Raw genomic sequence first — 26,317 nt, forward strand, 5'->3', positions numbered from 1 at the left:
CGTGAACGTCCTCGTCGTCGGCTCCGGTGCTCGGGAGCACGCCCTCGTCCTCGCCCTGTCCCGCGACGCGGGAGTGGGCCGTCTGCACGTCGCCCCAGGCAACCCAGGCATGGCAGACCTGGCCACGCTCCACGAGGTGGACGTCCTGGACGGTGCCGCCGTGGCCGGCCTGGCCAGACGGGTCGACGCCCACCTGGTCGTCGTCGGCCCCGAAGCACCTCTGGTGGCCGGAGTGGCCGACGCGGTCCGGGAAGCCGGGATCGCCTGCTTCGGCCCCTCGGCCCGTGCCGCCCGCCTGGAAGGCAGCAAAGCCTTCGCCAAGGACGTGATGGCCGCGGCCGACGTCCCCACCGCCATGGCCCACGTATGCACCACGATGGACCAGGTCGCCGAAGCACTCGACGCCCTCGGCGCACCCTACGTGGTCAAGGACGACGGGCTCGCCGCAGGTAAAGGCGTCGTCGTCACCGAGAACCGCATGACCGCGATGGCGCACGCGGCGCAATGCCTGAACCGGGAGCCCGCGCCGGGGGAGAACCAGCCCACCGTCGTCGTCGAGGAATATCTCGACGGTCCGGAAGTCTCCCTGTTCTGCGTGACCGACGGGCAGACCGTCGTCCCCCTGGCACCGGCCCAGGACTTCAAACGCGCACTCGACGGCGACCAAGGGCCCAACACCGGAGGCATGGGCGCCTACTCGCCGCTGGACTGGGCGCCCGAAGGGCTGGTCGACCAGGTCGTGGCCCGGGTGGCCCGACCCACCGTGGAGGAGATGCGCCGCCGTGGAACCCCGTTCGCCGGAATCCTCTACGTCGGGCTGGCCCTGACCTCCCGAGGGCTCCGGGTCGTGGAGTTCAACGCTCGTTTCGGGGATCCGGAGACGCAGATCGTCCTCGCCCGGCTGGAAACCCCCCTCGGTGGCCTGTTGACGGCTGCCGCCACCGGTGAACTCGACGGTTTCCCCGCCCTGCGGTGGCGTCAGGAGGCCGCCGTGACCGTGGTCGTCGCCGCCAAGGGGTATCCCGAAGGGCCCCGCAAGGGAGACCCGATCGAGGGCCTCGACCAGGTGGGCGACGAGGCCGACGTCCTGCACGCCGGGACAGCGCTCTCCGGCGACCAGCTGGTCAGCGCCGGCGGGCGGGTCCTGTCCGTCGTGGCCCTGGGCAGCGACCTCGCCCGGGCGAGGGAGCGGGCCTACGCCGCCGTCGGCCGGATAACCCTGCGCGGCAGCCACCATCGCACCGACATCGCCCTGGCCGCCCAGGAGAAGAAGATCCCCACACCCACCTGCTGATCGTCCCGTCCGCAAGCGCTCCGGGACGCGACCCCGAGAAGGAACAGATGACCGCCCCGCAGGTTCCCCTACAGATTCCCGGTTACGAACATGTCTACTCCGGGAAGGTCCGGGAGCTCTACGCGCCACTGGACCCGGACACCGGTGAACGGCAGGCGGACCGCATGCTCCTGGTCGCCAGCGACCGCATCTCCGCCTTCGACCACGTCCTCGACTCGGAGATCCCCGACAAGGGGCGCATCCTCACCCGGATGAGCCTGTGGTGGTTCGAACGGCTCGCCGATCTCGTGCCCAATCACGTGGTCTCCACCGATGTCCCGCCGGAGGTCGACGGCCGGGCCCTGCTCGTCCGACGGCTGTCGATGCTGCCGGTCGAATGCATCGGCCGGGCCTATCTGACCGGCAGCGGGCTCGCCGAGTACCAGGCCTGCGGATCCGTCTGCGGGATCACCCTGCCCGAAGGGCTTCTCGAGTCCTCCCGACTCCCGGAACCCCTCTTCACCCCCACATCGAAGGCACCGGTGGGTGAACACGACCAGCCGATGACCAGGGACGAGGTCTCCCGTCTGATCGGCGCCGACCTGACCGACCGTGTCGCCGACCTGACCACGCGGATCCTCGCCCGCGCCGAGCAGATCGCCGCGCCCCGCGGCATCCTCATCGCCGACACCAAGGTCGAGTACGGGCTGACGGAGGACGGCGACCTCGTCCTCGCCGACGAGGTCCTCACCCCGGACAGCTCCCGTTTCTGGCCCGCCGCCGACTACGCGCAGGGCCGCCAGCAGCGCAGCTACGACAAACAGTACGTGCGCGACTGGCTCATGTCCTCGGCCAGCGGATGGGACCGATCATCCGATGAGAAACCCCCCGCATTGCCCGCCGAGGTGATCGAACGCACCCGCCAGACCTACGTCGCCGCCTACGAGGCCTTGACCGGAACACCGTTCCGCAGGTGAAAGCCCTCAGCCGACGCAGATAGGCTGTCCAGGACGGGCCAAACGCCCGAATCGCCGACCGCACAGGAGCACTACCAATGGGAACCGTTGTCGTCGACGTCATGCTCAAACCGGAGATCCTCGATCCACAGGGACAAGCCGTCGCCGGGGCCCTGCCCCGACTGGGTTTCGCCCAGTTCAACGACGTACGGCAGGGCAAGCGCTTCACCCTGGAGGTGGAAGGCCCGGTGACCCCGCAGATCCTGGCCCAGGCGCGGGAGGCCGCCCAGACCTTGCTGTCGAACCCCGTGATCGAGGACGTCGTCTCCGTGCGCGACGCCGAAACAGGTGAGACCGCCTACGACTGGGAGGACGAAGGCAATCCGGAGAGCTGGGGGGCGATCGCGCCGATCCCCGAAGGCGCCGGCCGCCACGAAGGGCGGGCACGGGTCGACCGCGGCAATCTCAGCGCCGAACAGCTCCAGGGCGCCGAGGGCACCGCCGCTTACAAGGGGGACGACGACTGATGCGCGTCGGAGTGGTGACCTTCCCCGGCACCCTGGACGACCACGACGCCCTGCGCGCGATCCGACTGGCCGGAGGAGAGGCCGTGTCCCTCTGGCACGCCGACGCCGACCTGCACGACGTGGACGCCGTCGTCCTCCCCGGCGGATTCAGCTACGGGGACTACCTGCGTTGCGGTGCCATCGCCCGCTTCGCGCCGGTGATGACCTCCCTGCGGGATGCCGCCCGCGGTGGCATGCCCGTCCTGGGGATCTGCAACGGATTCCAGGTGCTCTGCGAATCGCACCTGTTGCCGGGCGCGCTCTCCCGCAACGCCGGACGTCGATTCATCTGCCAGGACCAGCCCCTTCGGGTCGAGAACACGGCCACCCCGTGGACGAGGGATTTCACCGACGGGCAGCAGATCACCATCGTCCTGAAGAACGGGGAGGGCTGTTTCGTCGCCGACCTGTACACCGTCGAACAACTCGAAGCCGAAGGCCGCGTGGTCTTCCGGTACCTCGGTGACAATCCGAACGGCTCCTACCGCGGCATCGCCGGCATCTGTAACGAGGCCGGGAACGTGGTCGGACTGATGCCGCACCCCGAGCACTGCGTCGAGGAGGGCTTCGGCCCCAGCCTCGACGGACGCCCCTTCTTCACCTCCGTCCTTCAGAGCATGGTGGGAGCCTGACGTGGAAGACCAGCATCCTGAACCCCGGACCCCGCACGAACACGGGCAGAACGCTCAGGTCATCGCGGCGCCGACCGCCCGCGACGGAGCCGTGCTCGACACCGTCGAACAGGCTCGGGCCACCCCCGATCGTGAACTGCCCCACCGTGAGCTGGGGCTCTCCGACGAGGAGTACGACAAGATCCGGGAGATCCTCGGACGTCGACCCACCGGCGGCGAACTCGCCATGTACTCGGTCATGTGGTCCGAGCACTGCTCCTACAAGTCCTCCAAGGTGCACTTCCGCCACTTCGCGGAGAATCTCACCGAGGAGATGAAAGCCAAGATGCTCGTCGGTATCGGCGAGAACGCCGGCGTCGTCGACATCGGCGACGGCTGGGCGGTCACCTTCAAGGTCGAGTCGCACAACCACCCCAGCTACGTCGAGCCCTATCAGGGTGCGGCCACCGGCGTCGGCGGCATCGTCCGCGACATCATGGCGATGGGGGCCCGGCCGATCGCGGTGATGGACCCGCTGCGTTTCGGTGCCCTCGACCATCCCGACACCCACCGTGTGCTGCCCGGTATCGTCGCGGGCATCGGCGGCTACGGCAACTGCCTCGGCCTGCCCAATATCGGCGGTGAAGTCGTCTTCGACCCCTGTTACCAGGGAAACCCGCTGGTCAACGCGCTGTGCGTCGGCAAGATGCGCATCGAGGACATCCACACCGCGCACGCCTCCGGCGCTGGCAACAAGGTGGTGCTCTTCGGGGCCCGCACCGGCGGCGACGGCATCGGCGGGGCGTCGGTGCTGGCCTCGGCGACCTTCGACGCCGATGGCCCGACGAAACGGCCGAGCGTGCAGGTCGGCGACCCGTTCAAGGAGAAGATCCTGATCGAGTGCTGCCTGGAGCTCTACGCCGCGGGAGTGGTCGACGGTATCCAGGATCTCGGCGCCGCCGGGTTGTCCTGCGCCTGGTCCGAGCTGGCCAGTGCCGGCGACGGCGGTATGGACGTCTGGCTCGACGACGTGCCGCTGCGCGACCCCCATCTCGCTCCCGAGGAGATCCTCATGAGCGAATCCCAGGAACGCATGATGGCCGTCGTCGAACCGGGCAAGCTCGACGAGTTCATGGCGATCACCCGTAAATGGGAGATCGAGGCGACGGTCTGCGGTGAGGTCGTCGAGGGCGACCGGCTCCGCGTCCATTACCAGGGGCAGGTCATCGTGGACGTCCCGCCGCGTTCCGTGGCCCACGACGGGCCGGTCTACCAGCGTCCGGTCGAAGTGCCGGAGTACCTTGCCGAGCTCCAGGGCAATATGGCCTCGATCCTGCCCCGCCCCGCCGACGGCGAGGAACTGGGACAGATCCTGCGGACGCTCGTGTCCAGCCCGAACCTGGCTGACAAGAGCTGGGTCACCGACCAGTACGACCGGTATGTCATGGGCAACACCGCCCTGGCTCAGCCGGACGACGCCGGGCTGGTCCGGGTCGACGAGCAGACCGGCCGGGGAGTGGCCCTGGCCACCGACTGCAACAGCCGTTACTGCAAGCTCGACCCCTACACGGGGGCCCAGCTGGCTCTGGCCGAGGCCTACCGCAATGTGGCCGCCTGCGGCGCCCGACCTCTGGCCGTCACCGACTGCCTCAACTTCGGGTCCCCGGAGGACCCGGGGGTCATGTGGCAGTTCGAACAGACGGTGATGGGGCTCGCCGCCGGCTGTCGTGAGTTGGGCATCCCGGTGACCGGAGGCAATGTCTCCTTCTACAACCAGACCGGCGACACCGCGATCCACCCCACCCCGGTGGTCGGTGTGCTCGGTGTGCTCGACGACGTGTCCCGGCGGACGTCGTCGTACTGGAAGGACGAGGGCCTGACCCTGATGCTGCTCGGGACGACCCGGGACGAGCTCGGCGGGTCGGCCTGGGCTGATGTACTCCACGGCCACCTGGGCGGTTTGCCGCCCAAGGCCGATCTCCCCGCGGAGAAGGCCCTGGCTGAGTTGCTCGCCCGTGCGACACAGGCCGGTTATTTCGCCGCCGCGCACGATCTGTCAGACGGTGGTCTGGCCGTGGCTGTGGCCGAGTCGGCGATCCGTCACGGGGTCGGTGCGCGTCTGGACCTGGCCGAGCTGATCATGCGCGATTCGGTGGACGCTTTCGTGGCCTTGTACGCCGAGAGTGCCGCGCGTTGCCTCGTGGCGGTGCGCGCCGATCAGATCGAGCCGACCTTCGTCGCGGCCGCCGAGCTGGGCGTGCCCTGCGTCCGCATCGGTGAGACCGGAGGCGCCGAACTCGTGGTAGACGGCGAGTTCAGCGTGCGGGTCGACGAGCTGGCTCAGCTGCACCGGGCGACGCTCCCGGAGGTCCTGGGCGCCTGACCCACATCGCATCCCGGTCGGGGGTGTTCTCGGACATATGTCCGAGAACACCCCCGACATGCATATTAACGGGAAAAGTTAAGGGTGAATATTAGTAGGCGCAGATATTCATCGCACTTGCGATTCCGTGGGCCATGATTTGAGTAAGCGACTGAGTCATCTCTCGTCGTGAATATCGCTGGCCTGTGCTACGGCATAAAGGCCTGGCAGCGAATATCTCCTGTTCCGCAGCGTTATTCCTCACCTTTGATCGGAGTCCCGTCCGATGACAATCCATCGCTCTGCCATGCTCTTTTCCGCATTGCTCTCCTTTTCCCTGGCCGTCCCCGTCGGTGCCGGAGCGGCCCCTGTGACGGCGGATGACACCGCCACGGCCCCGGCGACCGGAACGACCGGCCCCGACGACCGGAGTACGCCGGTCCTGCCCGACATCTTCAGCCCGAAAGCCGCCGACGACCTCCCCGTCGAGGACCGACGCACCCGCAGGCCCTCCCTCGACCGACCCGCCACCGCTTCGGCGCCGACCAGGACGGACCAGGGCGGCACCCGCCAGGACCCCCGGCTGCGTTCCCTCCCCCGCGCCGACCCCCGCAGCTGCCGCTCGGCAGAATTCGCCGGGCTCACCGGCGCCGCGCTGGCCGCGAAGGTGGCCTCGTCCACCACCGACTGCATCAACACCCTCTTCTACCCGCCGAGCGGAGAGGTGAACGCCCTCTTCCGTGAATCACAGATGGCTGCGGTCGCCGACGAACTACGCCGCCGAGCTGCCTCCTACACCGGCCAGGGTGACGACGGCGTCGCCCAACTGGTGCTCTACCTGCGGGCGGGCTATTACGTCCAATACGGTCACAGCGCCCTCGTCGGCAACTACAGCAGCGCCCTGTCCACCTCGGTACGTGCCGCACTGGACACCTTCTTCGCCCGGTCCCAGGCCTGGCAGGTCACCGAGAGCAATGGTGTCGCGCTGGCCGAAGCGGTGACCCTGATCGACAGCGCGCAGCTGAATGCGCACTATCTTCCCGTGCTGAAGAAGCTGCTCACCTCGTACGGCCCCGGTCATGACCGTCACCGCAGCATGATCCTGGCGGTCAACAACACGTACACGGTGTTCTTCCGCGGGCACCAGTTGCCGGCCTTCGTGCAGGCGGTCGCCGCGGACCCGTCCGTGCTCGTCCTGCTACGGGACTTCGCGGTGAACCATGTCGAACTCCTGGCCGGAGACAACCACTTCCTGGTCACCAACGCTGGACGTGAGCTGGCCCGTTTCCTCGGCGACCCTGCCGTGAAAGCAGCGGCGAAACCCCTGGTCGTGGATCTGCTGTCGAAGACGCAGATCACCGGTCGGACCGCACCCCTGTACGCCGGGGTCGGCGCGATGGCCCAGGACCTGGACCGGGCGGCCTGCGCCGACTACGGCACCTGTGACCTGGCGAACCGGTTGAAGAAGGTGATCTTCCCGACCACCGTCGACTGCTCGGACTCGTTGCGTTTCGTCGCGCAGACCACGAATCCGGCCGATCTGGACGACGCCTGCCGGAGCCTGCGGGGTCAGGACGCCTTCTTCCACCGCACCGTGCGCGACCCCGGGCCGCTCGCCGGGGACCGCAACCAAAAACTGGAGATCAACGTCTTCAACTCGCCGAACGATTATCGATGGTACGGAAATGCGATCTTCAATATCGACACCGATAACGGTGGAATGTATTTGGAAGGTGACCCTCATGCGGAGAACAATCAAGCACGATTCATTGCCTATCGGGCTCCGTGGTTGAAACCCGGCTATCAGATCTGGAACTTGAACCACGAATACACGCACTATCTCGACGGCAGGTTCAACATGTTCGGTTCCTTCGAGGAGAACATGAAGACCCCGACGATCTGGTGGGTCGAAGGAATCGCCGAATACGTCTCCTACACCTACCGGGGTATCGACTACTCCGAAGCCATCTCCGAGGCAGCACGTCCTCGCTACCGGCTCAGCACGCTCTTCGACACCACCTACAAGCACGACACCAACCGGATCTACCGGTGGAGCTACCTGGCCACCCGATTCATGCTGGAGGAACACCCTCGGGAGGTGGACACCGTGCTGAACTACTACCGGCAGGGTGACTGGGACAACGCCCGCCACTACCTGACCCGCAGCATCGGCACCGCCTACGACGACGAATTCGCCGACTGGCTGAAACGGTGCGCAGCCGGGGCCTGCCGGGCCAAGACGCCCGAACCCGCGCCGGCGCTGCGCCGCTGATCGTCTCCGACACCGGAGAACCGGTGACCTGGTGCTTCCGGTCCCGAGACATCGCTCGGGGCCGGAAGTCGGCCATCACCCGGGAGGCGGTCAGCCCACGGCCCGAGGACGGGTCGCCCGTCGGCGGTTCATCGCACAGGTCACCGACCAGACCACGACGAAACACAACCCGTAGAACGTGGCCAGCCCCGATGCCGTCGCCAGGTCGAAACGGTAAGCCACCCAGAACCCGACCAGGGAACCCACCACGGCGACCGCCACGGACAAGGCCACCATCACCGGCAGCCGGTCACTGAGCAGCCGGGCCACCGCCGGCGGCACGACCATCAAGGCCACCACCAGGAGGCTGCCCGCCGTGGCGAAAGCAGCTGTCACCGTGACCGAGACATCCAACATCAACAGGTAATGCAACAACCGTGGACGGAAACCGAAAGCCTGGGCCAACGCCGGGTCGAAGGTCGCCAGGGTCAGTTCCTTCCAACACAGGGTGAGGAAGAGCGCATTCACCGCGATCAGCGCGATCATCACCCACAGGTGCACCGGCCCCACGTCGACCCCGGCCACGTGCAGGTGCAGGAAAGCCGCCAGGTTCACGTCGCCGGTGAGAACGGTGCGTTCGCTCACCTGCACCCCGGCGAACCGGGTGCTGATCAGGATCACCCCGATCGAGAAGAGCGCAGGATAGATCACCCCCTGCGGGCTGTCCCCGGCCAACAGCCCCGTCCCCTCAAGGTATTCGGCGCCGACGACGACCAACATCCCGGCCGCGGCCGCACCGATCAACAACCACGGACTGTTGATCGAACCGACCGCGATCATCGCGACGACGATGCCCGGCAGCACCGTATGGCTCATCGCCTCGGCCAGCATCGACTGGCGCCGCACCACCAAGAGCGCGCCGGGCAGAGCGCAGGCCACCGCCGTCGTCACGGTCAGCAGCGCGACGGAGAACACGAAATCCATCAGGCCTCCTGAGCCACCCGGCGGGCCAACTCGTGGCGACGCCGACGACGGTGGAGCGCCCGCCGGAGAACGGAACGATGCGGTGCCGCGACCAAGGAGAACACCAGGACCGAGCCGAGCAGAAGGACCACCACCGGCCCGGTGGGGACCCGTCCCATCCCCACCGACAGATAACATCCGAGCGCAGCACAACCCGCTCCGATGGTCCCGGACAAAGCGACCAAGGCACCGACGGAATGGACCCACTGGCGGGCAGCCGCCGCCGGAGTGACAGCGAAAGCCACCATCAGGATCAGCCCGACCGCTTTCAACCCGATCACGATCGCCAGGGTGAGCGCACCGAACATCAACAGATCGACCGTACGGGCCCGGAATCCGTGCAGAATCGCACTCTGCGGATCGAAAGCAGTGATGGTGAAGGCATTCCAGGTGGCCAGCGGAATGGCCAGGGCGATTCCACCGAAAGCCAGCACCGAGAGCAGATCACCGGTCGTGATCGAAGCCGCATTGCCGAACAGGTACTCCTGCAGACCGCCTTTGCCAGGGAGTCGACTGTTCTGCACCAGCCGTAACAGGGCCAGACCGCCGCCGAAGAAGAGCGCGATCACCACCGCCATCGCGGCGTCCTGGTGCAGCACACTGGTGCGCTCGATCGCGTTGACCAGGAGTGCAGCAGCCACCGCGGTCAGCCAGGCGCCGACGACCAGCAAAGCCATCGTGCGCCCGTCGACACCCAGCACGCCGGCTCCAACCACGAAGGCACCCACCACGCCCAGCAGAGCGGCGTGGGAGGCGACGTCACCGATCATGCTCTGCCGTCGCAGATAGGCGAAGGAACCCAGGGCAGAGGCGATCCCGCCGATCGTCGCAGTGCCCAGGAGCATCAGCCGGAAGGCGTGCACATTCCAGAAAGCCAGCGGATCCATCATCGGGCGCGCACCGCCTCCAACAATCGGTGCTGTCCGTCGTGGTGATAGGCGCTCTCCACATATTCCGCGCTCAAGGCCTCCTCGACCGAACCCGCCGAGATCTGCCGGGTGGCCAGGAGGACGGCGTCGTCGCAGAACTCACGCACCAGGTCGAGGTCGTGGTGGACGAGGACGACCGTTTTCCCCCGGTCACGCAGCCCGGCGAGGACGTCGAGGATGGCCAGGCCGCTGGCGGTGTCGACCCCGGCGAGTGGCTCGTCCATCAGGTAGAGATCCGGGTCCTGGGCGAGGATACGGGCCAGGAAGGTGCGCTGGCGCTGCCCGCCGGAGAGCTGTCCGATCTGACGGTGCGCCAGATCGGACAGTCCGACGTGGGCCAGCGCGTCCTCGCAGGCCTGATGTTCCTTCGCGCCGGGTCTGCGGAACCAGCCCAATCGGCCGTAGGTGCCCATGGTGACCACGGTCCGTACGGTGGCGGGATAGTCCCAGTCGACGCTCGCTGCTTGCGGCATGTACCCGACACGGCGGCGCACCCGAGGAAAGGGCTGCCCGAAGAACTCGGCGTGCCCGGCGACGGCCGGAACCAGACCGAGCGCTGCTTTGAGGAGGGTGGACTTCCCGGCGCCATTGGGCCCGACCACCGCGGTGATCTTCCCCGGGGTGACGGCGATGTCGATTCGTTCGAGGACCAGATCCTCGTGATAGGCGACGGACAGGTCGTGGATCCGGCAGGCAGGTGCGGTGTCCACGATCAGTTCTTCGGGTTCAGGGCTTCGGCGACAGCGGTGGCATTGGACTCCAAGGCGCCCAGATAGGTGTCGGCCGGTGCCCGGTCGCCGAGACTGTCGGCGTAGAGCTCCTTGTCGGAGACGGTGACCTTCCCGCCGAGCGCTTTCACGGATTCCTCCAGGGAGGTCACCGCCTGGGGGTTCTTCAGGTTGTCCTGGAAGATCGTGGGGATCTTGCGGGCGACGACGAAGGCGGCGAGTTCCTGCAACTGGGTGGCCGACATATTGGCTTCGGAGGTGACGAAGTCGGTGGCTTTCACCTCCAGGGAGAAGGCCCTGCCGAAATAGTTGAAGGCGTCGTGTCCGGTGACCAGGACGCGCCTTTCCTGTGGAATGTCCTTCAGGATGTCGGTGACCTTGTTCTTGGTGGCTTCGATCTTCCCGGTGTACGTGGTGGCGGCCTGGGCGATGGCGTCCTTGCGGTGCGGGACCCGCTCTCCGAGTTTCTTGGCGACTTCGGTGGTGACGGTCTTCCACAGATCGGGGTCGTTCCAGATGTGCGGGTCGTGGAGGGCGTTGCCTTTGTCGTCCTTCTCGGGCCAGGGGAGGAGCTTGTCCTGGGGGAGACGGTCGCTGACCGCGAGGTGGCGGTCGCCGAGGCCGGCGAGCTGGTCGAGCATCATCGCTTCGAGGTGGGCACCGTTGGAGACGACGACGTCGGCATCGCGCATGGCGGCGATGTCCTGGGTGCTGGGCTGGTAGGTGTGTGGGTCGCCACCGGGTTTGACCATCACGGTGATCTTGGCGTCGGGGGCGAGGTTCTTGACCAGGTCACCGAGGTAGCCGGTGGTGGCGAAGACCGTGAAGGAGGTCTTGTCCTCCTTGGCGCCACCGGTGCCTGCGGGGTGGGTGCTGCAGGCGGACAGCGCCAGGACGCAGGTGAGGGCCAGGCCGAGGCGGGCAACCGGTGCGAAGGACATACCGCTCCTCAGTAATTGATAATGTTCTCAATTTGTGAGGTTACCCTTAGCCTCTTCTGTGGGGAGGTCGAGGGCCCCTCAACGGCGCCAGGACCCGGCCATCGGCGGCTCCGGAGAGCACTGGGCGTCATCTGCCGTGAAAGCCTTCGCTGCCCGCAGCTGGCTCGCCCACTCGTCGCTCACCACGCCTGTCGGAAAAGCGCAGTGTGTCGCGGCCCGGCGGGGAAATATGCCCATTTCCTTTGCTGTTGCCGACTGATCGTCTTCATGGATCGCGTCGGACCGCCTGGTGACAGTGTGGTCGTGGAATCTTTTTCATTCTGATATAGAAAAATACTCGGTTGCTGCTGGCGAGCGGAGCGCGAGGTACCGTGGGGCGCGATTAACGCCCGAATCGAGCAGATCTGTCGTAAAATCTGAGACTCATAGATCGTTCGTATGTTATTCGACATCTCCGATGGGAGCTAGAATGCACCTGACCGTTTTGGCATATGTTTTCTGCCTTGTGGTCTGGGGGCTTAATTTCATCGCTGTCAAGATCCAGGGTACTCCGGTAGCTCTGGAGGTGTCATTGACTTATCGTTTGGCCGGGGCTGCGGTGATGTTCCTGTGCCTGGCTTTTGTTGTGCGCCCATCTGGCCGTCCGTCTCGTCAGGACCTGCGGGGGATTATCACCTTCGGTCTATGTAATTTCGCCCTGAGTTACCTGTTCCTGTATTACGCGACGATCTGGTCCTCTGCAGCCTTGGTTACCCTTTTGTTCTCGCTTAAAACGGTGATGACGCCGATCGCTTTACGAATTTCATTGGGTGATCGACTGTCTCCGCGTATCATGATTGGCGGGGTTCTGGGTATCGTCGGTGTGGGGATTCTTGTGTACCCCATGCTGGCAGGAGGCGCGCAGGTGGCAAGCCTGAAGGGTGTCGGATTTGCGTTGATTGGGACGCTCTTGACCGCCGTGGGAGATGCGAGTTCGGCGCGAAATGCGCGGCAGGGTGTCGATCCGGTGTATTCCAACAGTATCGGATTTATCGCTGCTTCGTTACTGCTTCTGGTCGTCTGCCTGGTTCAAGGACAGAAGTTCGACATCCCGATGTCGATCTCCTATCTTGGGGCCTTGGCGTATCTTACCGTGGCAGCTTCGTTCTTGGCCTGGTTTTTCTACCTTAAATTGGTCGAGAGGATTGGTGCAGCTGTTAGTAGTTACATGGTCGCCTTGTTTCCCGCGATCGGCGGATTGGCCTCGGTGGCGATAGGGGAGTCGGAGCCGAGTTTCCATCTACTGTTCGGCTGCCTTTTCAGCTGTGTCGGCGCAGCGGTCGCACTCGGTCTGGGGAGGGTGTTTTCGGCGGCGCGGTCCCGACTTCCCTGACATGCTTCAGCTGTGTCTGTGGTTGATGGTATCCAGCGTTTTCTGGGCATTCCCAGAATGGAAAATCTTTAAAGAGGATTTCCTTGTGCCGGATATTTCAATGATGCTCGGTGAGCTCTGCGACTAAGGCGGCCTCAGCTGTGGGGCTGGGTTCTCTCTCCTACATGTCGATGAGTGTCGTCTCTGGGGAGGTCGAGGGCCCCTCAACGGCGCCAGGACCCGGCCGTCGGCGGCTCCGGAGAGCACTGCGCGTCATCTGCCGTGAAAGCCTTCGCTGCCCGCAGCTGGCTCGCCCACTCGTCGCTCACCACGCCTGTCGGAAAAGGACAACGTGTCGCAGCCCGACGGAGATCGTCCACCTCGAACCGACGAGCAGAAGCCACCAACACGGTATTGCCGAACCTGCGGCCCTTCACCACGTCATGGGTGCCCAACAAAGCCACTTGCCCCAGCCCGACCCGGAGGCAGCCAGCCGCCACCCGGGAGACATACCGGCGTCCCGGCGCGTCGGCGACATTCGCCACCACCAGCCCGCCCGGTCGCAACACCCGCGCCACCTCCGTGAAAAAAACCACCGTGCCCAGCTCCGCCGGCACCCGGCCACCCGCATAGGCGTCGACCAACACCGCATCGGCCCGCCCGTCGCCCATCGCCGACACACCCGACAGGCCGTCCTGCGCCCGCACCCGGATCCGATGTCCCCGCGGCAGCGGCAGCTCCTCCCGCACCCGCTGCGTCGAGGCCTCGTCCGGTTCCAACACGATCTGCGTCGACCCCGGCCTGGTGTACGCGAAATAACGCGGCAAGGTGAGCCCGGCCCCGCCGACATGGGTCAACGCCAACGGCCCCACCGGAGCCAAGGTGTCCACCGCCAGCGCCATCTGGGCCACGTACTCGAAGGCCAACCGGGTGGGATCGGACAGATCGACATAGGACTGCGGGAAACCGTCCCGCAGAACGGTCACCCCACCGTAGGCGTCGGTTTCGAAAGTCACAGAAGGTTCACCGGAGGCCGTCACGACAACCACTCTGACCTATCCGGGGGACGAAAGCCGACGCGGGACGGAATCCCGCCCCACCTGCAGCGGAAGCCTGCTCAGAGGGATGTCCCCGCCGCGCGGGACGCTGATCATTCTTTTCGCAATGAAAAGTTCTCTGCAGGGACTTTCCTTTCCCTCCCGCAGAACAGGCGTAATCTCTCTCCCTGCCGCACGCGAAATGCGGCCTGACAGAGAGGTACTCCCATGGCCCCAGCCAGTTCAGAGGCTGCACAACCTCATGTGACCTCCCTTGAGGACAAAGCCTTCTTCGGCCACCCCGCAGGTCTGTCCACACTCTTCTTCGTGGAGATGTGGGAGCGTTTCTCCTATTACGGAATGCGGGCCATCCTCGCCTACTACCTCTACTTCGCCGTCACCGAGGGCGGACTGGGGATCGAGAAGAACACAGCGCTCGCCGTCGTCACCATCTACGGGGCGTCGGTCTACCTGCTCGGCGTGGTCGGTGGTTTCCTCGCCGACCGGGTGATGGGTGCCTGGCGAGCCACCTTGTACGGCGGAGTCGTCATCATGTTCGGCCACATCAGCTTGGCCGTCCCCACCGCCACCATGTCCTGGGTCGGTATCGTCCTGGTCGCCATCGGCACCGGCCTGCTCAAACCAATATCTCCACCATGGTTGGTGAGCTCTACGATCGTGGCGATCCGCGCCGCGACGCCGGATTCTCCCTCTTCTACATGTCGATCAACGTCGGCGCTCTGGCCTCCCCACTCATTGTCGGGGCCGTTCGGGAGAAGTGGGGCTTCCACGCCGGTTTCTCCGTCGCCGCGATCGGCATGGCCTTCGCCATCCTGACCTTCGTGCTCGCCTCACGGACCTTGCACGGAGCCGGAAAACAGGTGCCGAACCCGCTCAACCCCGGTGAAGGCCGGAAGGTCTCCGGGTGGGCGGCCCTCGCGGTCGCCGCTTTCGGTTCGGCCTACCTGCTGGCCGGGTTGTGGCAGGACACTCCGGTGAAACAGTTCATCGACGCGGTCTCGCTCTTCGCCTTCGCTGCTCCGGTCGCCTATTTCATGGTCATGTTCCGGAGCCCGAAAGTGACCGCTGCGGAGAAGAAACACGTCCTGGCCTACATCCCGTTGTGGGTCGGTGGGACGCTCTTCTGGATGGTCTTCGAACAGGCCGCAGGCAAGATGGCCTTCTTCGCCGAGAGCCACAGCGAGATGCTGCCTGCCTTCTTCGGGTGGCACCCCACCGCAGAGACCTTCCAGTCGGTCAACCCGTTGACGATCGTGCTGTTGGCTCCGCTCTTCGCCTTCCTGTGGCGCCGCCGGGCCGGACGTTTCCCGTCGCTGCCCACCAAGTTCGCGATCGCCGTGGCCATGATCGGGGTGTCCGCTCTGCTGTTGGCCTGGATGTTCGCGGTCTACAACCCGGAACACAAGGCCCCGGCGATCATGCTGGTCTCGATCTTCGTCATCCAGACCGTCGCCGAGCTCTTCCTCTCTCCGGTGGGGTTGTCGGCGACGACCCTGCTCGCACCGGCGGCCTTCGCCAGTCAGGCCATGGCGCTGTGGTTCCTGACCTCCTCCACAGGTCAGGCCTTGGCCGCGCAGATGATCCTGGCGATGGAAGACCTGCCCGACAGCACCTACTACATGGTCAACGGGGCCATGACCCTCGGAGTCGCCCTGCTGCTCTTCCTGCTGGTGCCCTGGACCCGGCGCATGATGGCCGACCTGGAATCCGAACAGCGGGCCGGTGCCGCCGAGGACGCCGCCCAACACGTCTGACCATTCCCCGTCCTGCCCTTACGAGGGGCCCGGCCCGCTGTCGACGCAGGCCGGGCCCCTCGACATGGCGGGGTCGGCTCGGGGCCAGCCGTCAGCACATCGGCGCGTGGGCCTGCACCGGCCGGGACGGGCCGTCGTATCTCTCCACGTCGACCATCGTCCACTGACCGGTGCACCCCTGGGACATCGACGAGGTGCCCCGGTCGGCGGTCAGGACATTCGGGTTTCCGTGCACGTCGAGGGCAGCCAGGGCACGCGGGTCCTCCTGCCCGGTCGCCGGATCGGGGGAGAAGGGGTCGTACCAGGCCCCGGTGGCCAGCTGCGCCACCCCGGGACGCAGCCCGTCGTCCAGGACGGCCCCGGCCAGGCAGTGTCCGCGCCCGTTGAACACCCGCACCAGGTCGCCGGCGAGGATGCCCCGGGTGGCGGCGTCCTCAGGGTGCAGGCGGATCGGTTCCCGCCCGGCGACCTTCGAGGACCTGCTGGTCGCCCCGTGATCGAGTTGACTGTGCAACCGGCTGGCCGGCTGGTTGGCGATCAGATGCAGGGGGTACCGGTCGTCCTGCGCCCATTCCGAGGGCGGGAGCCACGACGGGAGGCCCGGACAGTCGGGCAGGCCGAGTCGGGCGATCGCCGTCGAGGCCAGTTCGATCCGTCCGCTGGGGGTCGGCAGCGGGAAGGACTCCGGGTCGTCCCGCCACCGGGTCAGCAAGGCCGGCGGAGGCCCGGTGGGCAGCCGGAGCACCCCGCGGGCCCGGAATTCGTCGTAGCCGGGGACGACCAGGCCCCGCCCGTCGGGAGTACGGGACAACCCGGCGGCAGCGATCGCCCCCTCGTCCAGGGCGCCCGCGTCGACGACTCGTCCGGCGGCGAGATCCTCCCGCCACTGCTCGTACAGACAGCGCTGCCACTCGGCGCTGCTCCGACCCTCGGTGAACTGTTCACCTCGCCCGAGGGCCTCGGCCAGGGCGCTGAAGACGTCGTAGTCGTCCCGGGCGTCGGCGAAGGGAGGCACCGCGGCTGCCATCGCGACCAACAGTCCGCCGTGGCGACTCCCGGTCAGATCGGCACGTTCGGCGCTCGTGGTCGACGGGATCACGATGTCGGCGTGCCGGGCGGTCGCCGTCCAGTACGGGTCGTGGACGACGACGGTGTCCGGGCGGGCGAAGGCACGACGGAGACGGTTGAGATCCTGGTGGTGGTGGAAGGGATTGCCGCCCGCCCAGTAGACGAGGCGGATCCGCGGGGGCACGACGGTCCCGCCGGCGTAGGGGATGGGACGTCCCGGGTGCAGCAGCAGCTCACTGATCGAGGCCACCGGGATCCTCGTGGCCACCGGGTTGGCCCCTTGGGGGAGGGAGGGCAGCCGGAAGGGGGTGCCGACCAGGCCCGGTTTGTTCATCGACCCGTAGCCGAAGCCGAAGCCGCCACCGGGCAACCCGATCTGTCCGAGCAGCGCGCCCAGGGCGACCACCGCCCAGATCGCCATCTCGCCGTGTTCTTGGCGTTGCAGCGACCATGTCGCGGTGACCAGGGTGCGGGTGGCGGCCATGTCGCGGGCGAGCCCCCGGATGGTCGTGGCCGGGACACCGCAGATCGGTGCGGCCCAGTCGGCGTCCTTGACGACGCCGTCCTGTTCGCCGTGCAGACCGGCGGACAGTTCGTCGAGACCGACGGTGTGCCCGGCCACGAAGGCCCGGTCGTAGAGGTCCTCGGCGAGGAGGGTGTGGCAGAGCGCCAGGATCAGCGCGGTGTCCGATCCGGGGCGGGTGGAGATCCGGCCGACCCGGCCCGGCCCGGTCGGCAGGTCGTCGCCGATCGGGGTGATGCCGACGAGCCGCCCACCTGCGCTGAGGAAGCCGGCCAACGCTGAGCGGGTGGGATGGTCTCCGGTGCCGCCGTCGTTGGTGCCGGTGTTCTTCACCGGGACGCCACCGAAGGCCACCCACAGTCGGGTGTGTTCCACGATCTGTTCGTACGGGACGGAGTCCTGGGTGGCGGTGATCTCGGTGCAGGCCACCCGCGGGAGGAAGACCTCCAGTGCGCCGGTGGAGTAGGTGTCGACGCTGCCGGTGTAGCCGCCGAGGACGTTGAGGAACCGGTGGACCTGGCTCTGGGCGTGGTGGAAACGGCCTGCGGAGGCCCATCCGTAGGATCCGCCGAAGACGGCCGCATTGCCGTGGGTGTCGACGACCCGGCGTAGTTCGTCGGCGAGCCGGTCGATCAGCTCCGGCCAGGTCACCCGCAGGTAGTCACCGGGTCCGGACCCTCCCGGCCGGCCGGTGCCTCGTCGTGGGTCGGGCCCCGGGCCGTCCTCCCACCATCCGCGGCGGACCGAGGGCCCGGCGACCCGGCTGCGGTGGGTCACCGATCCGGGCAGGTTCCCCAACAGGGGTGACGGGTCCTGGTCGCCGGACCAGGGCGTGACCTCGGTGATCTCCGAGCCGTTCGTGCCGACCTGGTAGGTGCCCCAGTGGGCGGCCTGCCAGTGGGGTCCGGTCACACGTGGAGCAGGCATTTCACGGCCCGCCTTTCGTCCATGGCGGCATATCCGGCCGCGACCTCCTCCAGGGGCAGTTCCAGGTCGAACACCAGGCCTGGCTCGATGACGCCGTCGAGGACGTCGTCCCGTAAAGCGGGTAGATACTGGCGGACCGGGGCCATCCCCCCGGCCAGTCCGATGTTCCGGCGGAACATCAGCTCCACCGGCAGGCGCACCCCGTGGGGGACACCGACGAAACCGACCATCGCGCCCGGGCGGGCGCAGGACATGGCCTGTTCCATGGAGTCACCGGTGCCCACGCACTCCAGGACGGCGTCGGCGCCGACACCTGAGGTGAGCTCGCGGATCCGTTCGGCACCCTCGTCCCCGCGTTCCTCCACGATGTCCGTGGCACCGAAGCGGACGGCCAGGGCCTGCCGCGCCGGATGCCGGGACATCGCGATGATCCGTTCGGCGCCCATCTGCCGGGCGGCCAGGACACCCAACAGCCCGACTGCGCCGTCTCCGACGACGCACACCGTGTCCCCTTCGTGCACTCCGGCGCAGATCGCCGCATGCCAGCCGGTGCCCATCACATCGGCCAGGGTCAACAGGCTGGGGATCTGGTGCGCATCCGGGGTTTCTGGCAGGGGGACGAGGGTTCCGTCGGCCAGGGGAACCCGGACGTACTCGGCCTGGGCGCCGCCCATCGGCAGCCCCTCCCGGTCGGTGCCGCCGAAGTAGGTGAGGTTCTCGCAGGCGGTCTGCATCCCCATCAGGCAGTGCGGGCAGGAGTTGTCGCTGATCGTGAACGGGCTGATCACGAAATCTCCAGGACGCATCCCGGCCACGTGACGGCCGACCTCCTCGACCACACCCACCATCTCGTGGCCGATCGGTCGTGGCTCGGAGAACTCGTTGATTCCGCGATAGTTCCACAGGTCGGAACCGCAGACACAGGTAGCGACGACCCGCACGATCGCATCGGTCGGGGCCAGGATCACCGGGTCCTCGACATCGTCGAGCCGGACATCGTGCGGGGCGTGCAGGACGGTCGCCTTCATGGGGACATGCTCCCACCGCGATTCCCGGGGCATCGCCGTACCCGCCGTACCCGCATGCCAGCATGGGGTCATGCCGCCCCGACGCCGGATCGACCCCACCGCAGGCGCCGACGCCCTGAAGCGATGGGCGCAGGCCCCCCAGGGCGTCGACCGCGCCGTCCTGGCCACGGCGGTGCGGTACACCCTGGAGGAACTGGGGGCGCGGGCCCCCGGCCGTAGCGTCGAAGTACGGGTGCCGCCCTACGGCGTGGTCCAGTGCCTGGCCGGCCCGACCCACACCCGGGGCACCCCGCCGGGCGTGGTCGAGACCGAGGCCGACACCTGGCTGCAGGTCGCCTCCGGGAGGCTCTCCTGGGCCGAGGCGGTGGCGGCGGGTCGTTTGCGGGCCAGCGGAGTACGCGCCGACCTGTCCGAGCTGCTGCCGCTGTTCGACCGAGACGGGGCGCAGCGCGGGGGGTGAGTGTCCGCGGGGCGGGAAGTGACGCCCCCTCCCGCGCCGGTCATGGCGCGCACATCGGACATATCCACGGCGTATCCGAATGGCGAGACCACAAAGCTGCCAGATTGTGAGCAATCGGTGACGGAGCGAGCGCCCTCGTACACATAGGCTTTCCCCGTGGCCGAGCAGAAGAAGAACACCGAGCAGAGTCCGCCACAGGTGGTGCACCTGCGTACCCGTCGTACTCCGAAGATCTCGTCCTTCCTGGTGACGGGGGCTGTGCTCGGCATGGCACTCGGAGTGCTGATCGACTATGTCGGCCCCGACAGCCGTTGCGGGGAAGCAGGATCCGCCGCCGCGGCAGCCTGCCGCGCCGGCTATGAGCCCACCGTCTCCCTCTTCTACTTCCTCGTGCTGGGAGCGCTCGCCGGCATCGGTGTCGCGGCGAGCGTCGCCGTCGGTCTGGACTGGTTCCTCAACCGTCGACGCTGACCGGACCGGAGCGCACACGAGCCGGCCGGTCCGTCGACCTGTGGAAGACTGGCGGTCGTGCGACGTGGTGATGGTCGACTCAATCATGATCTGCTCCCCGGCGAGAAAGGACCCCAGGACGCCTGCGGCGTCTTCGGGGTCTACGCCCCTGGTGAGGAGGTCGCCAAACTCGCCTACTACGGCTTGTACGCCCTGCAGCACCGGGGCCAGGAATCGGCCGGGATCGCCGCCAGCGACGGCCGACGGGTGCTGGTCTACAAGGACATGGGGCTGGTCAGCCAGGTCTTCGACGAGCGCGCGCTGAGCACCCTCGTCGGGCATATCGCCGTCGGCCACGCCCGGTACTCCACCACCGGCTCCTCCACCTGGGAAAACGCCCAGCCGACGCTCTCCGACAGCGACCTGGGCACCATCGCGCTCGCGCACAACGGCAACCTGGTGAACGCGGCGGCCCTGCGTGGCCTGCTGGAGGAGGGCGCCCGGGGAGCTCAGGGGCACACCGAGTTGCGTCGGGGGGCCACCACGGACACGGCGATGGTGACGGCCTTGTTGGCCGACGTCGAGGGTGCGTCCTTGGAGGAGCGGGCGTTACGGGTGCTGCCTCAGGTCCGGGGGGCCTTCTGTTTCGTCTTCATGGACGAGCATGCGTTGTACGCCGCCCGTGACCCACAGGGGTTCCGTCCGTTGGTGATCGGCCATCTGGACCGCGGGTGGGTGGTGGCTTCCGAGACGGCGGCCTTGGACATCGTGGGGGCCAGTTTCGTCCGTGAGGTCGAACCGGGTGAGTTGATCGTGATCGACGAGGACGGGTTGCGCAGTCGGCGTTTCGCTCCGGCCCGTCCGCGCGGGTGCATCTTCGAGTACGTCTATCTGGCGCGGCCGGACACGACGATCCGCGGGCGGGGGATCTACGAGGCCCGCGTCGACATGGGGCGGACCTTGGCCCGGGAGCACCCGGTCGAGGCGGACATGGTGATGCCGACGCCGGACTCGGGCGTGCCCTCGGCGATCGGTTATGCCGACGAGTCTGGGATCCCTTTCGGGTTGGGTCTGGTGAAGAACGCCTATGTGGGGCGGACCTTCATCTCGCCTTCGCAGACGATCCGTCAGTTGGGCATCCGGTTGAAACTGAACCCGTTGCGCGATGTCATCCGAGGGAAACGTCTCGTGGTGGTGGACGACTCGATCGTCCGGGGTAATACGCAGCGGGCTCTGGTGCGGATGTTGCGGGAGGCAGGTGCTGCTGAGGTCCATGTCCGGATCTCTTCGCCGCCGGTGCGTTGGCCGTGTTTCTTCGGGATCGATTTCGCCTCCCGTGCGGAGCTCGTCGCCAATGGTCTGGACGTCGAGGCGGTCTGCCGCAGCATCGATGCGGACAGCCTCGGGTACATCAGTCAGGAAGGCATGGTGGCGGCCACCCGGCAGGACGCCGGTGAGCTGTGCGCGGGCTGTTTCACCGGTGAGTACCCCGTGGAACTCGACCGTAGCCAGCTCGGCAAGGACGTCCTGGAGGTCGTCGGTGCGGGGGCCGGGCGGGTGGCCGTTCCCGATCTGCCCGATGAGGTGGGGCGAGGCTTCCTGATGGGGAATCCCGATGCGTCCTCGACTGTCCCGGCCGGGCGTCCCCGGCCGGGCTCCGATGTTCCCCCCGAACCGCACACCGAACACCAGGGAGCCAACCTGTGAGCGATCAACCGATCACCTATGCGTCCGCGGGCGTCGATGTCGAGGCCGGGGACCGCGCTGTGGCCCTCATGAAGGCTTCTGTGGCCCGCGCGCAGCGGCCGGAGGTTCTGGGGGGTCTGGGGGGCTTTGCCGGGCTTTTCGACGCTTCTGCGTTGAAGGGTATGCGTCGTCCGGTGTTGGCCACGTCCACGGACGGGGTGGGCACGAAGGTGGCGATCGCCCAGGCGATGGATGTCCACGACACGATCGGTTTCGACCTGGTCGGCATGGTGGTCGACGACATCGTGGTCAACGGTGCCGAACCGTTGTTCATGACCGATTACATCGCTTGTGGTCGGGTGGTTCCCGAGCGGATCGCGGCGATCGTCTCGGGGGTGGCCGCGGCGTGTGCTCAGGCGGGTTGCGCGCTGGTCGGTGGGGAGACGGCGGAGCATCCGGGGCTGTTGGGGCCGGACGAGTACGACATCGCCGGCGCGGTGACTGGAGTCGTGGATCATGACGACGTCCTGGGTCCGCACCGGGTCCGAGGCGGGGATGTCGTGCTGGGTGTGGCCAGTTCGGGTCTGCACAGCAACGGTTATTCGTTGGTGCGGCGGATCTGTGCGTCGGCGGGCTGGAGCTACGAGCGGCATGTGCCCGATTTCGGTCGCACTCTGGGGGAGGAGCTGTTGACCCCGACGCATGTGTATGCCGCGCAGCTGCTGTCGGTGATCCGCGCCGAGGGGGTGCAGGTGCGGGCGTTGTCCCATGTGACCGGGGGCGGCTTGGCCGCGAATCTGGCGCGGGTGCTGCCGGCGGGCGTGGTGGCCCGGGTCGATCGGGGGAGCTGGACGCCTCCGGTGGTCTTCAGGGTGCTGCAGGAGCTCGGCTCGGTGCCGCAGGCCGATCTGGAAAGGACCCTCAACCAGGGGGTTGGTTTCGTCGCAGTGGTCTCGGCGGAGAGCAGCGAGTGTGCGCTGCGGGAATTGTCCGCCGTGGGCTTGTCGGCGTGGGTCCTCGGTGAGGTCCATGCGGAGGCCGAGTACCGGTTCGACGAGGCCTACGAGACGGTGCGTGGCGCCAAGGGCGTCGACGGGGGTGCCGTGCAGGTGGTCGGCAGGCATCCGGCGGCAGGCTGATCCGGTTCCCTGGCTGCGGCGACGTCGTGCCGCGGCCGGGGAGGGTGGCTCAGCTCGGTGACGACCACTTCCGTGACGAAGGACACAGTAATGTCCGGGTAGGCCTTGAGGGGTCTACCCGGACATCACTATGAGGTGCCGTGGCGAAGATCCTCAACGGCGTTTGCCACGCCAGGACTCGTAATCCTCGTACCCCTCATCGTTGTCGATGTGAGGGTCACGTTCGACGTCTTTCGCCTGAGCTCCGTGGAGCTCTCGCTCAAGCGAGCTGAAGTCGGTCTCAGGGCTGTAGTACTTCAGCTCCCGAGCGACCTTCGTCTGCTTGGCCTTTGCCCGGCCGCGCCCCATGGCGTCGACCCCCTCACGCGTCTGCCGGAGGTGCATCGCGCAGGCCCTGGGCGGGGTCAGCACGGAGCGGCTCCGGGGATTTTCATGTGTCGTGGTGCCTACCGTACATGGTGTCGGTGAATCGTCGGAACCGACGTGCCCACGCGCAGGCCTTCTCCGTCGCCGAGGCTACCCCTCCTGGCGTTCGGAAGGTGCCTGTGTCGAGCGGCAGTCGAGGCTGTGACAGGCTTTCACATCTGACGTCGTCCGATGTGTCTCTTCGTTGCCCGCCCACGTCCGTCCAGCGGACCGGCCATGCAGGGGGCGAGATGCCCCGGAACGCCGTAAGGTGACCCGCCAAAAGCGGCAGAAACTGCTCCATCTACGATCAGCAGCAACCGAATGCGCTGAGCCGACTATGCGTAGGAGGCAACCTGAATATGCCGATCGCCGACCACACCGACGCCCAGGGCGAGCTGCTTACCCCAGCAGAAGTCGCCGCTCTGTTCCGTGTCGACCCCAAGACCGTCACCCGCTGGGCGGTATCCGGAAAACTGACATCTCTGCGGACCCTGGGTGGGCACCGCCGATACCGAGCTGCTGAGGTCTACGCCTTGCTGGACGCAGCCGGTGGCCGCGCTCCAGCCGGGGCGTTGTCGTCGACAGCGCTGCCACCGGCCTGACCGGGCGGCAGCTCTGACATCGCCCGGCCTGCCCCGGCGACAGACGTCCTGCTGGCGTCGTCGAAGCAGGCCGGGAGAGTGCACACAGGGTGGAGGGGTTGGTCCCAGAGCATGCTCTGGGACCAACCCCTCCACCCTGTGTGTGTTCGGTGTCAGCGACGCGTGGGCGGTGGTGCCGGTCGGGCCACGCCCGGTCTGATGGAGGCCGGGTCGCGGGGTATCGGGCGTGCCGGTGCGTCCTTGGGCCCGCTGCCCGGTTCGGGGGCGGGTGATTCCTTGGTGGAGGCCTTCCCACCGGTGTGTTCGTCGTTTCCGCCGGTCCTGTGGGGTGCGCGGCGGTGTTCCCGCGGTTCTCTCGTCGTGGAGTCTCCCCGTTCGGTCCCGCCGTCCCGGGGCCGCATCCGCCGGGACAGGGCGGCGGCGGCTCCGGGGGCGGCAGCGGCTTCGGCATTGGATCTCTTGAGGTCCAGGTAGACCTCTTCCCGGTGGATGTCGATCTCCGGTGGGGCCGAGATGCCGATGCGGACGGTGTCGCCGTTGACCTCCAGGACGGTCACGACGACATCGTTGCCGATGAGGAGGGACTGCTGCGGTCTACGACTGAGGACGAGCACCGCGGGCTCCTTATGTCGAGGGGGACCGCACGCCATGCGCGGCAGGCTGAATCCCTTTGTCAGCCAAGGGGAATAGTCGCACGAAGTGGCCACTCCTGGTCGCCCAACACGACCTGTGTCGCGGTGTGTGTCGCTTTGTTCACGATGATCGGCGCCAAAAGGTTGGCGACCGGTGCTTCTTCCTCGGAACCGATGTTCACGACGAGAAGGACGACGGCGTCGGACGGGTCGGTGATTTCCAGCCGTTCTGCGGTCGCTTTGTCGATGATCGGGTCGTAGTCGGGGAAATAGGGCTCGGGTGTGATCACCACGAAGCCGAGTTCGTCGTCCTGGGAGCTGAGCATCTCGTAGACGCCGCTCTCGATCTCGACCAAGGAGAACTCGGTCGATTCAGGGAAGCCGACCATTCCGGCAGGCATGTGCACGGTGGCGGAGGTGCGCTCGGCTGTAGCGGTCATAGGTATTACTCCCTCGAGTGAATTCCGGTGGGTCCGGAAGAGACAGGGGTCGGGAAGATGGGACTGTTCCGGTATCGGAGGGGTGATGAGATCGGATATTCGGATCATCCGATGTGGTCGATGAGGTGGTGGGATCGTCCCGCTTCGCGGGAGCCCCGGGCGGTGTACGTCGTGCCTTCCGGGGAATGGTTGAAACGTTCGAGGGTGTCCTGCACCGCCCGGTAGCTGATCTCCAACATGTCGGAATTGCTGCGGGACAGCAGGGAGAGTTCCTGCGTGGCATGGGCCAGAGCGAGCCGGTGTTCCTCGAGGACGTGGTCCCACGGGGAGGGCGCGGCCTGGGCGATCTGGCTCAGCGGCGTGTCCTGGGGCAACCCGAGGAGGTCGCACACGGGGGCGACGTCGACGACCCGCATCAGCTCGGTCTCCCGCAGGCTCTCGATGACCAGCTCGATCTCCTGGGTGGAGCGGCCCAGCCATTGGGAGCGTCCGGTCTCGATGAGGACGTTCTGCACCTCCAGCTTGTACTGGAGGGATTCGAGCAGGTCGTGGATACGCCACAGTCCGGTCGACAGATCGGACAGGGCGAGCTGGGTTTCGTCCTTGATCCGTGGTTCGGTCACGCGGGACTCCTCTCCGTCACGGCTGATCAATCGTCCTTTTCCGGAAGGAACTGAGCGGAGGCTCTCGATGTGGTCCGTGGAAGGGGGTCCGGGGACCTTTTCCCGCGGATGTCGCCGGGGACGACGAGGAGGACTCGACGGGGGTTCCCCTGGGTGGGATTCGACTTGAAAATCATTGATTTTCAAGTGTTTTCGACGTCATCCAAAGGGGTGCCCGATGGGTCTGGGAAATGATTCGGACCAGATTTTTAAAAGGCGCAGAAGTTCCGATCCTGAGAGATTCTTGTATCTATAGGTGGTCGTCCGACAATATGGTCGGTCGTCCGAATAGTCGTTGACCACCGCTTTTCTCGAGGCGTGGTCGCATGTTGGTTTTTGGAGAGAATTATTTTTCACTGTAGTGCGTGACTACAGCAGGCAAGGAGTGCCTCTCGACGAAGGGCTCCTCGGGGGACCACATCGACCAGTTGTGCCGGGAACATCTCTCATTGGTGTTTTACGAAGTCCGCGCGATTTCGCTGCGGATTC

Annotated in this window: 22 protein-coding genes and 2 pseudogenes; 13 read left to right on the forward strand and 11 right to left on the reverse strand. The window is 66.7% G+C overall.

What is annotated here, in order from left to right:
* Position 1: 1 nt before the first annotated feature.
* From purD to AUCHE_RS12755, 6 genes and pseudogenes are all read left to right on the forward strand, one after another.
* Positions 2-1,294 (forward strand): phosphoribosylamine--glycine ligase, encoded by a 1,293-nt coding sequence (gene purD / locus AUCHE_RS12730; RefSeq protein WP_006503732.1) that lies wholly within the window; start codon positions 2-4, stop codon positions 1,292-1,294.
* A 47-nt stretch (positions 1,295-1,341) separates the two neighbouring features.
* The gene (locus tag AUCHE_RS12735; RefSeq protein ID WP_006503733.1) at positions 1,342-2,250 is read left to right on the forward strand and encodes a phosphoribosylaminoimidazolesuccinocarboxamide synthase; all 909 of its coding nucleotides are present in this window, start codon (positions 1,342-1,344) and stop codon (positions 2,248-2,250) included.
* 77 nt (positions 2,251-2,327) lie between these two features.
* Positions 2,328-2,570, forward strand: a pseudogene (gene purS / locus AUCHE_RS17575) (phosphoribosylformylglycinamidine synthase subunit PurS); the annotation flags it as partial.
* Between the two features lie 185 nt (positions 2,571-2,755).
* Positions 2,756-3,427, forward strand: a complete 672-nt coding sequence (gene purQ, locus AUCHE_RS12745; RefSeq protein WP_006503735.1) for a phosphoribosylformylglycinamidine synthase subunit PurQ — start codon at positions 2,756-2,758, stop codon at positions 3,425-3,427.
* Position 3,428: 1 nt separating this feature from the next.
* Entirely contained in the window at positions 3,429-5,789 is a 2,361-nt protein-coding gene (gene purL, locus AUCHE_RS12750) for a phosphoribosylformylglycinamidine synthase subunit PurL (RefSeq protein WP_006503736.1), read from the forward strand.
* A gap of 286 nt (positions 5,790-6,075) precedes the next feature.
* The gene (locus AUCHE_RS12755; protein WP_006503737.1) at positions 6,076-8,040 is read left to right on the forward strand and encodes a collagenase; all 1,965 of its coding nucleotides are present in this window, start codon (positions 6,076-6,078) and stop codon (positions 8,038-8,040) included.
* Between the two features lie 90 nt (positions 8,041-8,130).
* Here AUCHE_RS12755 and AUCHE_RS12760 read toward each other — a convergent pair whose 3' ends face one another.
* From AUCHE_RS12760 to AUCHE_RS12775, 4 genes are read right to left on the reverse strand one after another with little or no spacing between them, the layout of a single operon-like run.
* The gene (locus AUCHE_RS12760; RefSeq protein ID WP_006503738.1) at positions 8,131-9,003 is read right to left on the reverse strand and encodes a metal ABC transporter permease; all 873 of its coding nucleotides are present in this window, start codon (positions 9,001-9,003) and stop codon (positions 8,131-8,133) included.
* Positions 9,003-9,932, reverse strand: coding sequence for a metal ABC transporter permease (locus tag AUCHE_RS12765; RefSeq protein ID WP_006503739.1), 930 nt, complete (start codon positions 9,930-9,932; stop codon positions 9,003-9,005). The genes AUCHE_RS12760 and AUCHE_RS12765 overlap by 1 nt, the downstream gene beginning before the upstream one ends.
* On the reverse strand, positions 9,929-10,681 hold the full coding sequence (locus AUCHE_RS12770; RefSeq protein ID WP_006503740.1) for a metal ABC transporter ATP-binding protein: 753 nt from the start codon (positions 10,679-10,681) through the stop codon (positions 9,929-9,931). Before AUCHE_RS12770 ends, AUCHE_RS12765 begins: the two co-directional genes overlap by 4 nt.
* A 2-nt stretch (positions 10,682-10,683) precedes the next feature.
* Positions 10,684-11,640 (reverse strand): metal ABC transporter substrate-binding protein, encoded by a 957-nt coding sequence (locus AUCHE_RS12775; protein ID WP_006503741.1) that lies wholly within the window; start codon positions 11,638-11,640, stop codon positions 10,684-10,686.
* A gap of 469 nt (positions 11,641-12,109) precedes the next feature.
* Here AUCHE_RS12775 and AUCHE_RS12780 point away from each other — a divergent pair, with 469 nt between their 5' ends.
* On the forward strand, positions 12,110-13,012 hold the full coding sequence (locus AUCHE_RS12780; RefSeq protein WP_006503742.1) for a DMT family transporter: 903 nt from the start codon (positions 12,110-12,112) through the stop codon (positions 13,010-13,012).
* 203 nt (positions 13,013-13,215) lie between these two features.
* Here AUCHE_RS12780 and AUCHE_RS12785 read toward each other — a convergent pair whose 3' ends face one another.
* Entirely contained in the window at positions 13,216-14,007 is a 792-nt protein-coding gene (locus tag AUCHE_RS12785; RefSeq protein ID WP_245706771.1) for a spermidine synthase, read from the reverse strand.
* Between the two features lie 354 nt (positions 14,008-14,361).
* On the opposite strand from AUCHE_RS12785, the pseudogene AUCHE_RS12790 reads away from it, so the two are divergent.
* Positions 14,362-15,803, forward strand: a pseudogene (locus tag AUCHE_RS12790) (peptide MFS transporter).
* Positions 15,804-15,894: 91 nt separating this feature from the next.
* Here the strand turns inward: AUCHE_RS12790 and AUCHE_RS12795 are convergent.
* Together AUCHE_RS12795 and AUCHE_RS12800 are read right to left on the reverse strand one after the other, a co-directional pair.
* Positions 15,895-18,321, reverse strand: coding sequence for a molybdopterin-dependent oxidoreductase (locus AUCHE_RS12795; RefSeq protein ID WP_006503746.1), 2,427 nt, complete (start codon positions 18,319-18,321; stop codon positions 15,895-15,897).
* Positions 18,303-19,349, reverse strand: a complete 1,047-nt coding sequence (locus AUCHE_RS12800; protein WP_006503747.1) for a zinc-dependent alcohol dehydrogenase family protein — start codon at positions 19,347-19,349, stop codon at positions 18,303-18,305. The genes AUCHE_RS12795 and AUCHE_RS12800 overlap by 19 nt, the downstream gene beginning before the upstream one ends.
* A gap of 70 nt (positions 19,350-19,419) precedes the next feature.
* Between AUCHE_RS12800 and AUCHE_RS12805 the strand changes: the two genes are divergently transcribed.
* From AUCHE_RS12805 to purM, 4 genes are all read left to right on the forward strand, one after another.
* Positions 19,420-19,809 carry a sterol carrier family protein gene (locus AUCHE_RS12805; RefSeq protein ID WP_006503748.1) on the forward strand — a complete coding sequence of 130 codons (390 nt, stop codon included), beginning with the start codon at positions 19,420-19,422 and terminating at the stop codon, positions 19,807-19,809.
* 156 nt (positions 19,810-19,965) lie between these two features.
* Entirely contained in the window at positions 19,966-20,280 is a 315-nt protein-coding gene (locus tag AUCHE_RS12810; protein ID WP_006503749.1) for a hypothetical protein, read from the forward strand.
* 57 nt (positions 20,281-20,337) lie between these two features.
* On the forward strand, positions 20,338-21,966 hold the full coding sequence (purF, locus tag AUCHE_RS12815) for an amidophosphoribosyltransferase (RefSeq protein WP_006503750.1): 1,629 nt from the start codon (positions 20,338-20,340) through the stop codon (positions 21,964-21,966).
* The gene (gene purM / locus AUCHE_RS12820; RefSeq protein WP_006503751.1) at positions 21,963-23,084 is read left to right on the forward strand and encodes a phosphoribosylformylglycinamidine cyclo-ligase; all 1,122 of its coding nucleotides are present in this window, start codon (positions 21,963-21,965) and stop codon (positions 23,082-23,084) included. The genes purF and purM overlap by 4 nt, the downstream gene beginning before the upstream one ends.
* A 153-nt stretch (positions 23,085-23,237) precedes the next feature.
* Here purM and AUCHE_RS12825 read toward each other — a convergent pair whose 3' ends face one another.
* Positions 23,238-23,432: a DUF3073 domain-containing protein gene (locus tag AUCHE_RS12825; protein WP_006503752.1), complete on the reverse strand. Its 195-nt coding sequence runs from the start codon at positions 23,430-23,432 to the stop codon at positions 23,238-23,240.
* Positions 23,433-23,851: 419 nt separating this feature from the next.
* Here AUCHE_RS12825 and AUCHE_RS12830 point away from each other — a divergent pair, with 419 nt between their 5' ends.
* The gene (locus AUCHE_RS12830; RefSeq protein ID WP_006503753.1) at positions 23,852-24,094 is read left to right on the forward strand and encodes a BldC family transcriptional regulator; all 243 of its coding nucleotides are present in this window, start codon (positions 23,852-23,854) and stop codon (positions 24,092-24,094) included.
* Positions 24,095-24,246: 152 nt separating this feature from the next.
* Here the strand turns inward: AUCHE_RS12830 and csrA are convergent, their stop codons facing one another.
* The 3 genes from csrA to flgN form a co-directional block, all read right to left on the reverse strand.
* Entirely contained in the window at positions 24,247-24,708 is a 462-nt protein-coding gene (gene csrA / locus AUCHE_RS17800; RefSeq protein WP_006503754.1) for a carbon storage regulator CsrA, read from the reverse strand.
* A 59-nt stretch (positions 24,709-24,767) separates the two neighbouring features.
* Complete coding sequence (locus tag AUCHE_RS12840) at positions 24,768-25,166, reverse strand: flagellar assembly protein FliW (protein ID WP_006503755.1); 399 nt, start codon at positions 25,164-25,166, stop codon at positions 24,768-24,770.
* Between the two features lie 104 nt (positions 25,167-25,270).
* Positions 25,271-25,789, reverse strand: coding sequence for a flagellar export chaperone FlgN (flgN, locus tag AUCHE_RS12845; protein ID WP_006503756.1), 519 nt, complete (start codon positions 25,787-25,789; stop codon positions 25,271-25,273).
* Positions 25,790-26,317 lie beyond the last annotated feature (528 nt).

Source organism: Austwickia chelonae NBRC 105200, from assembly GCF_000298175.1.
GTDB classification, from domain to species: Bacteria; Actinomycetota; Actinomycetes; order Actinomycetales; family Dermatophilaceae; genus Austwickia; species Austwickia chelonae.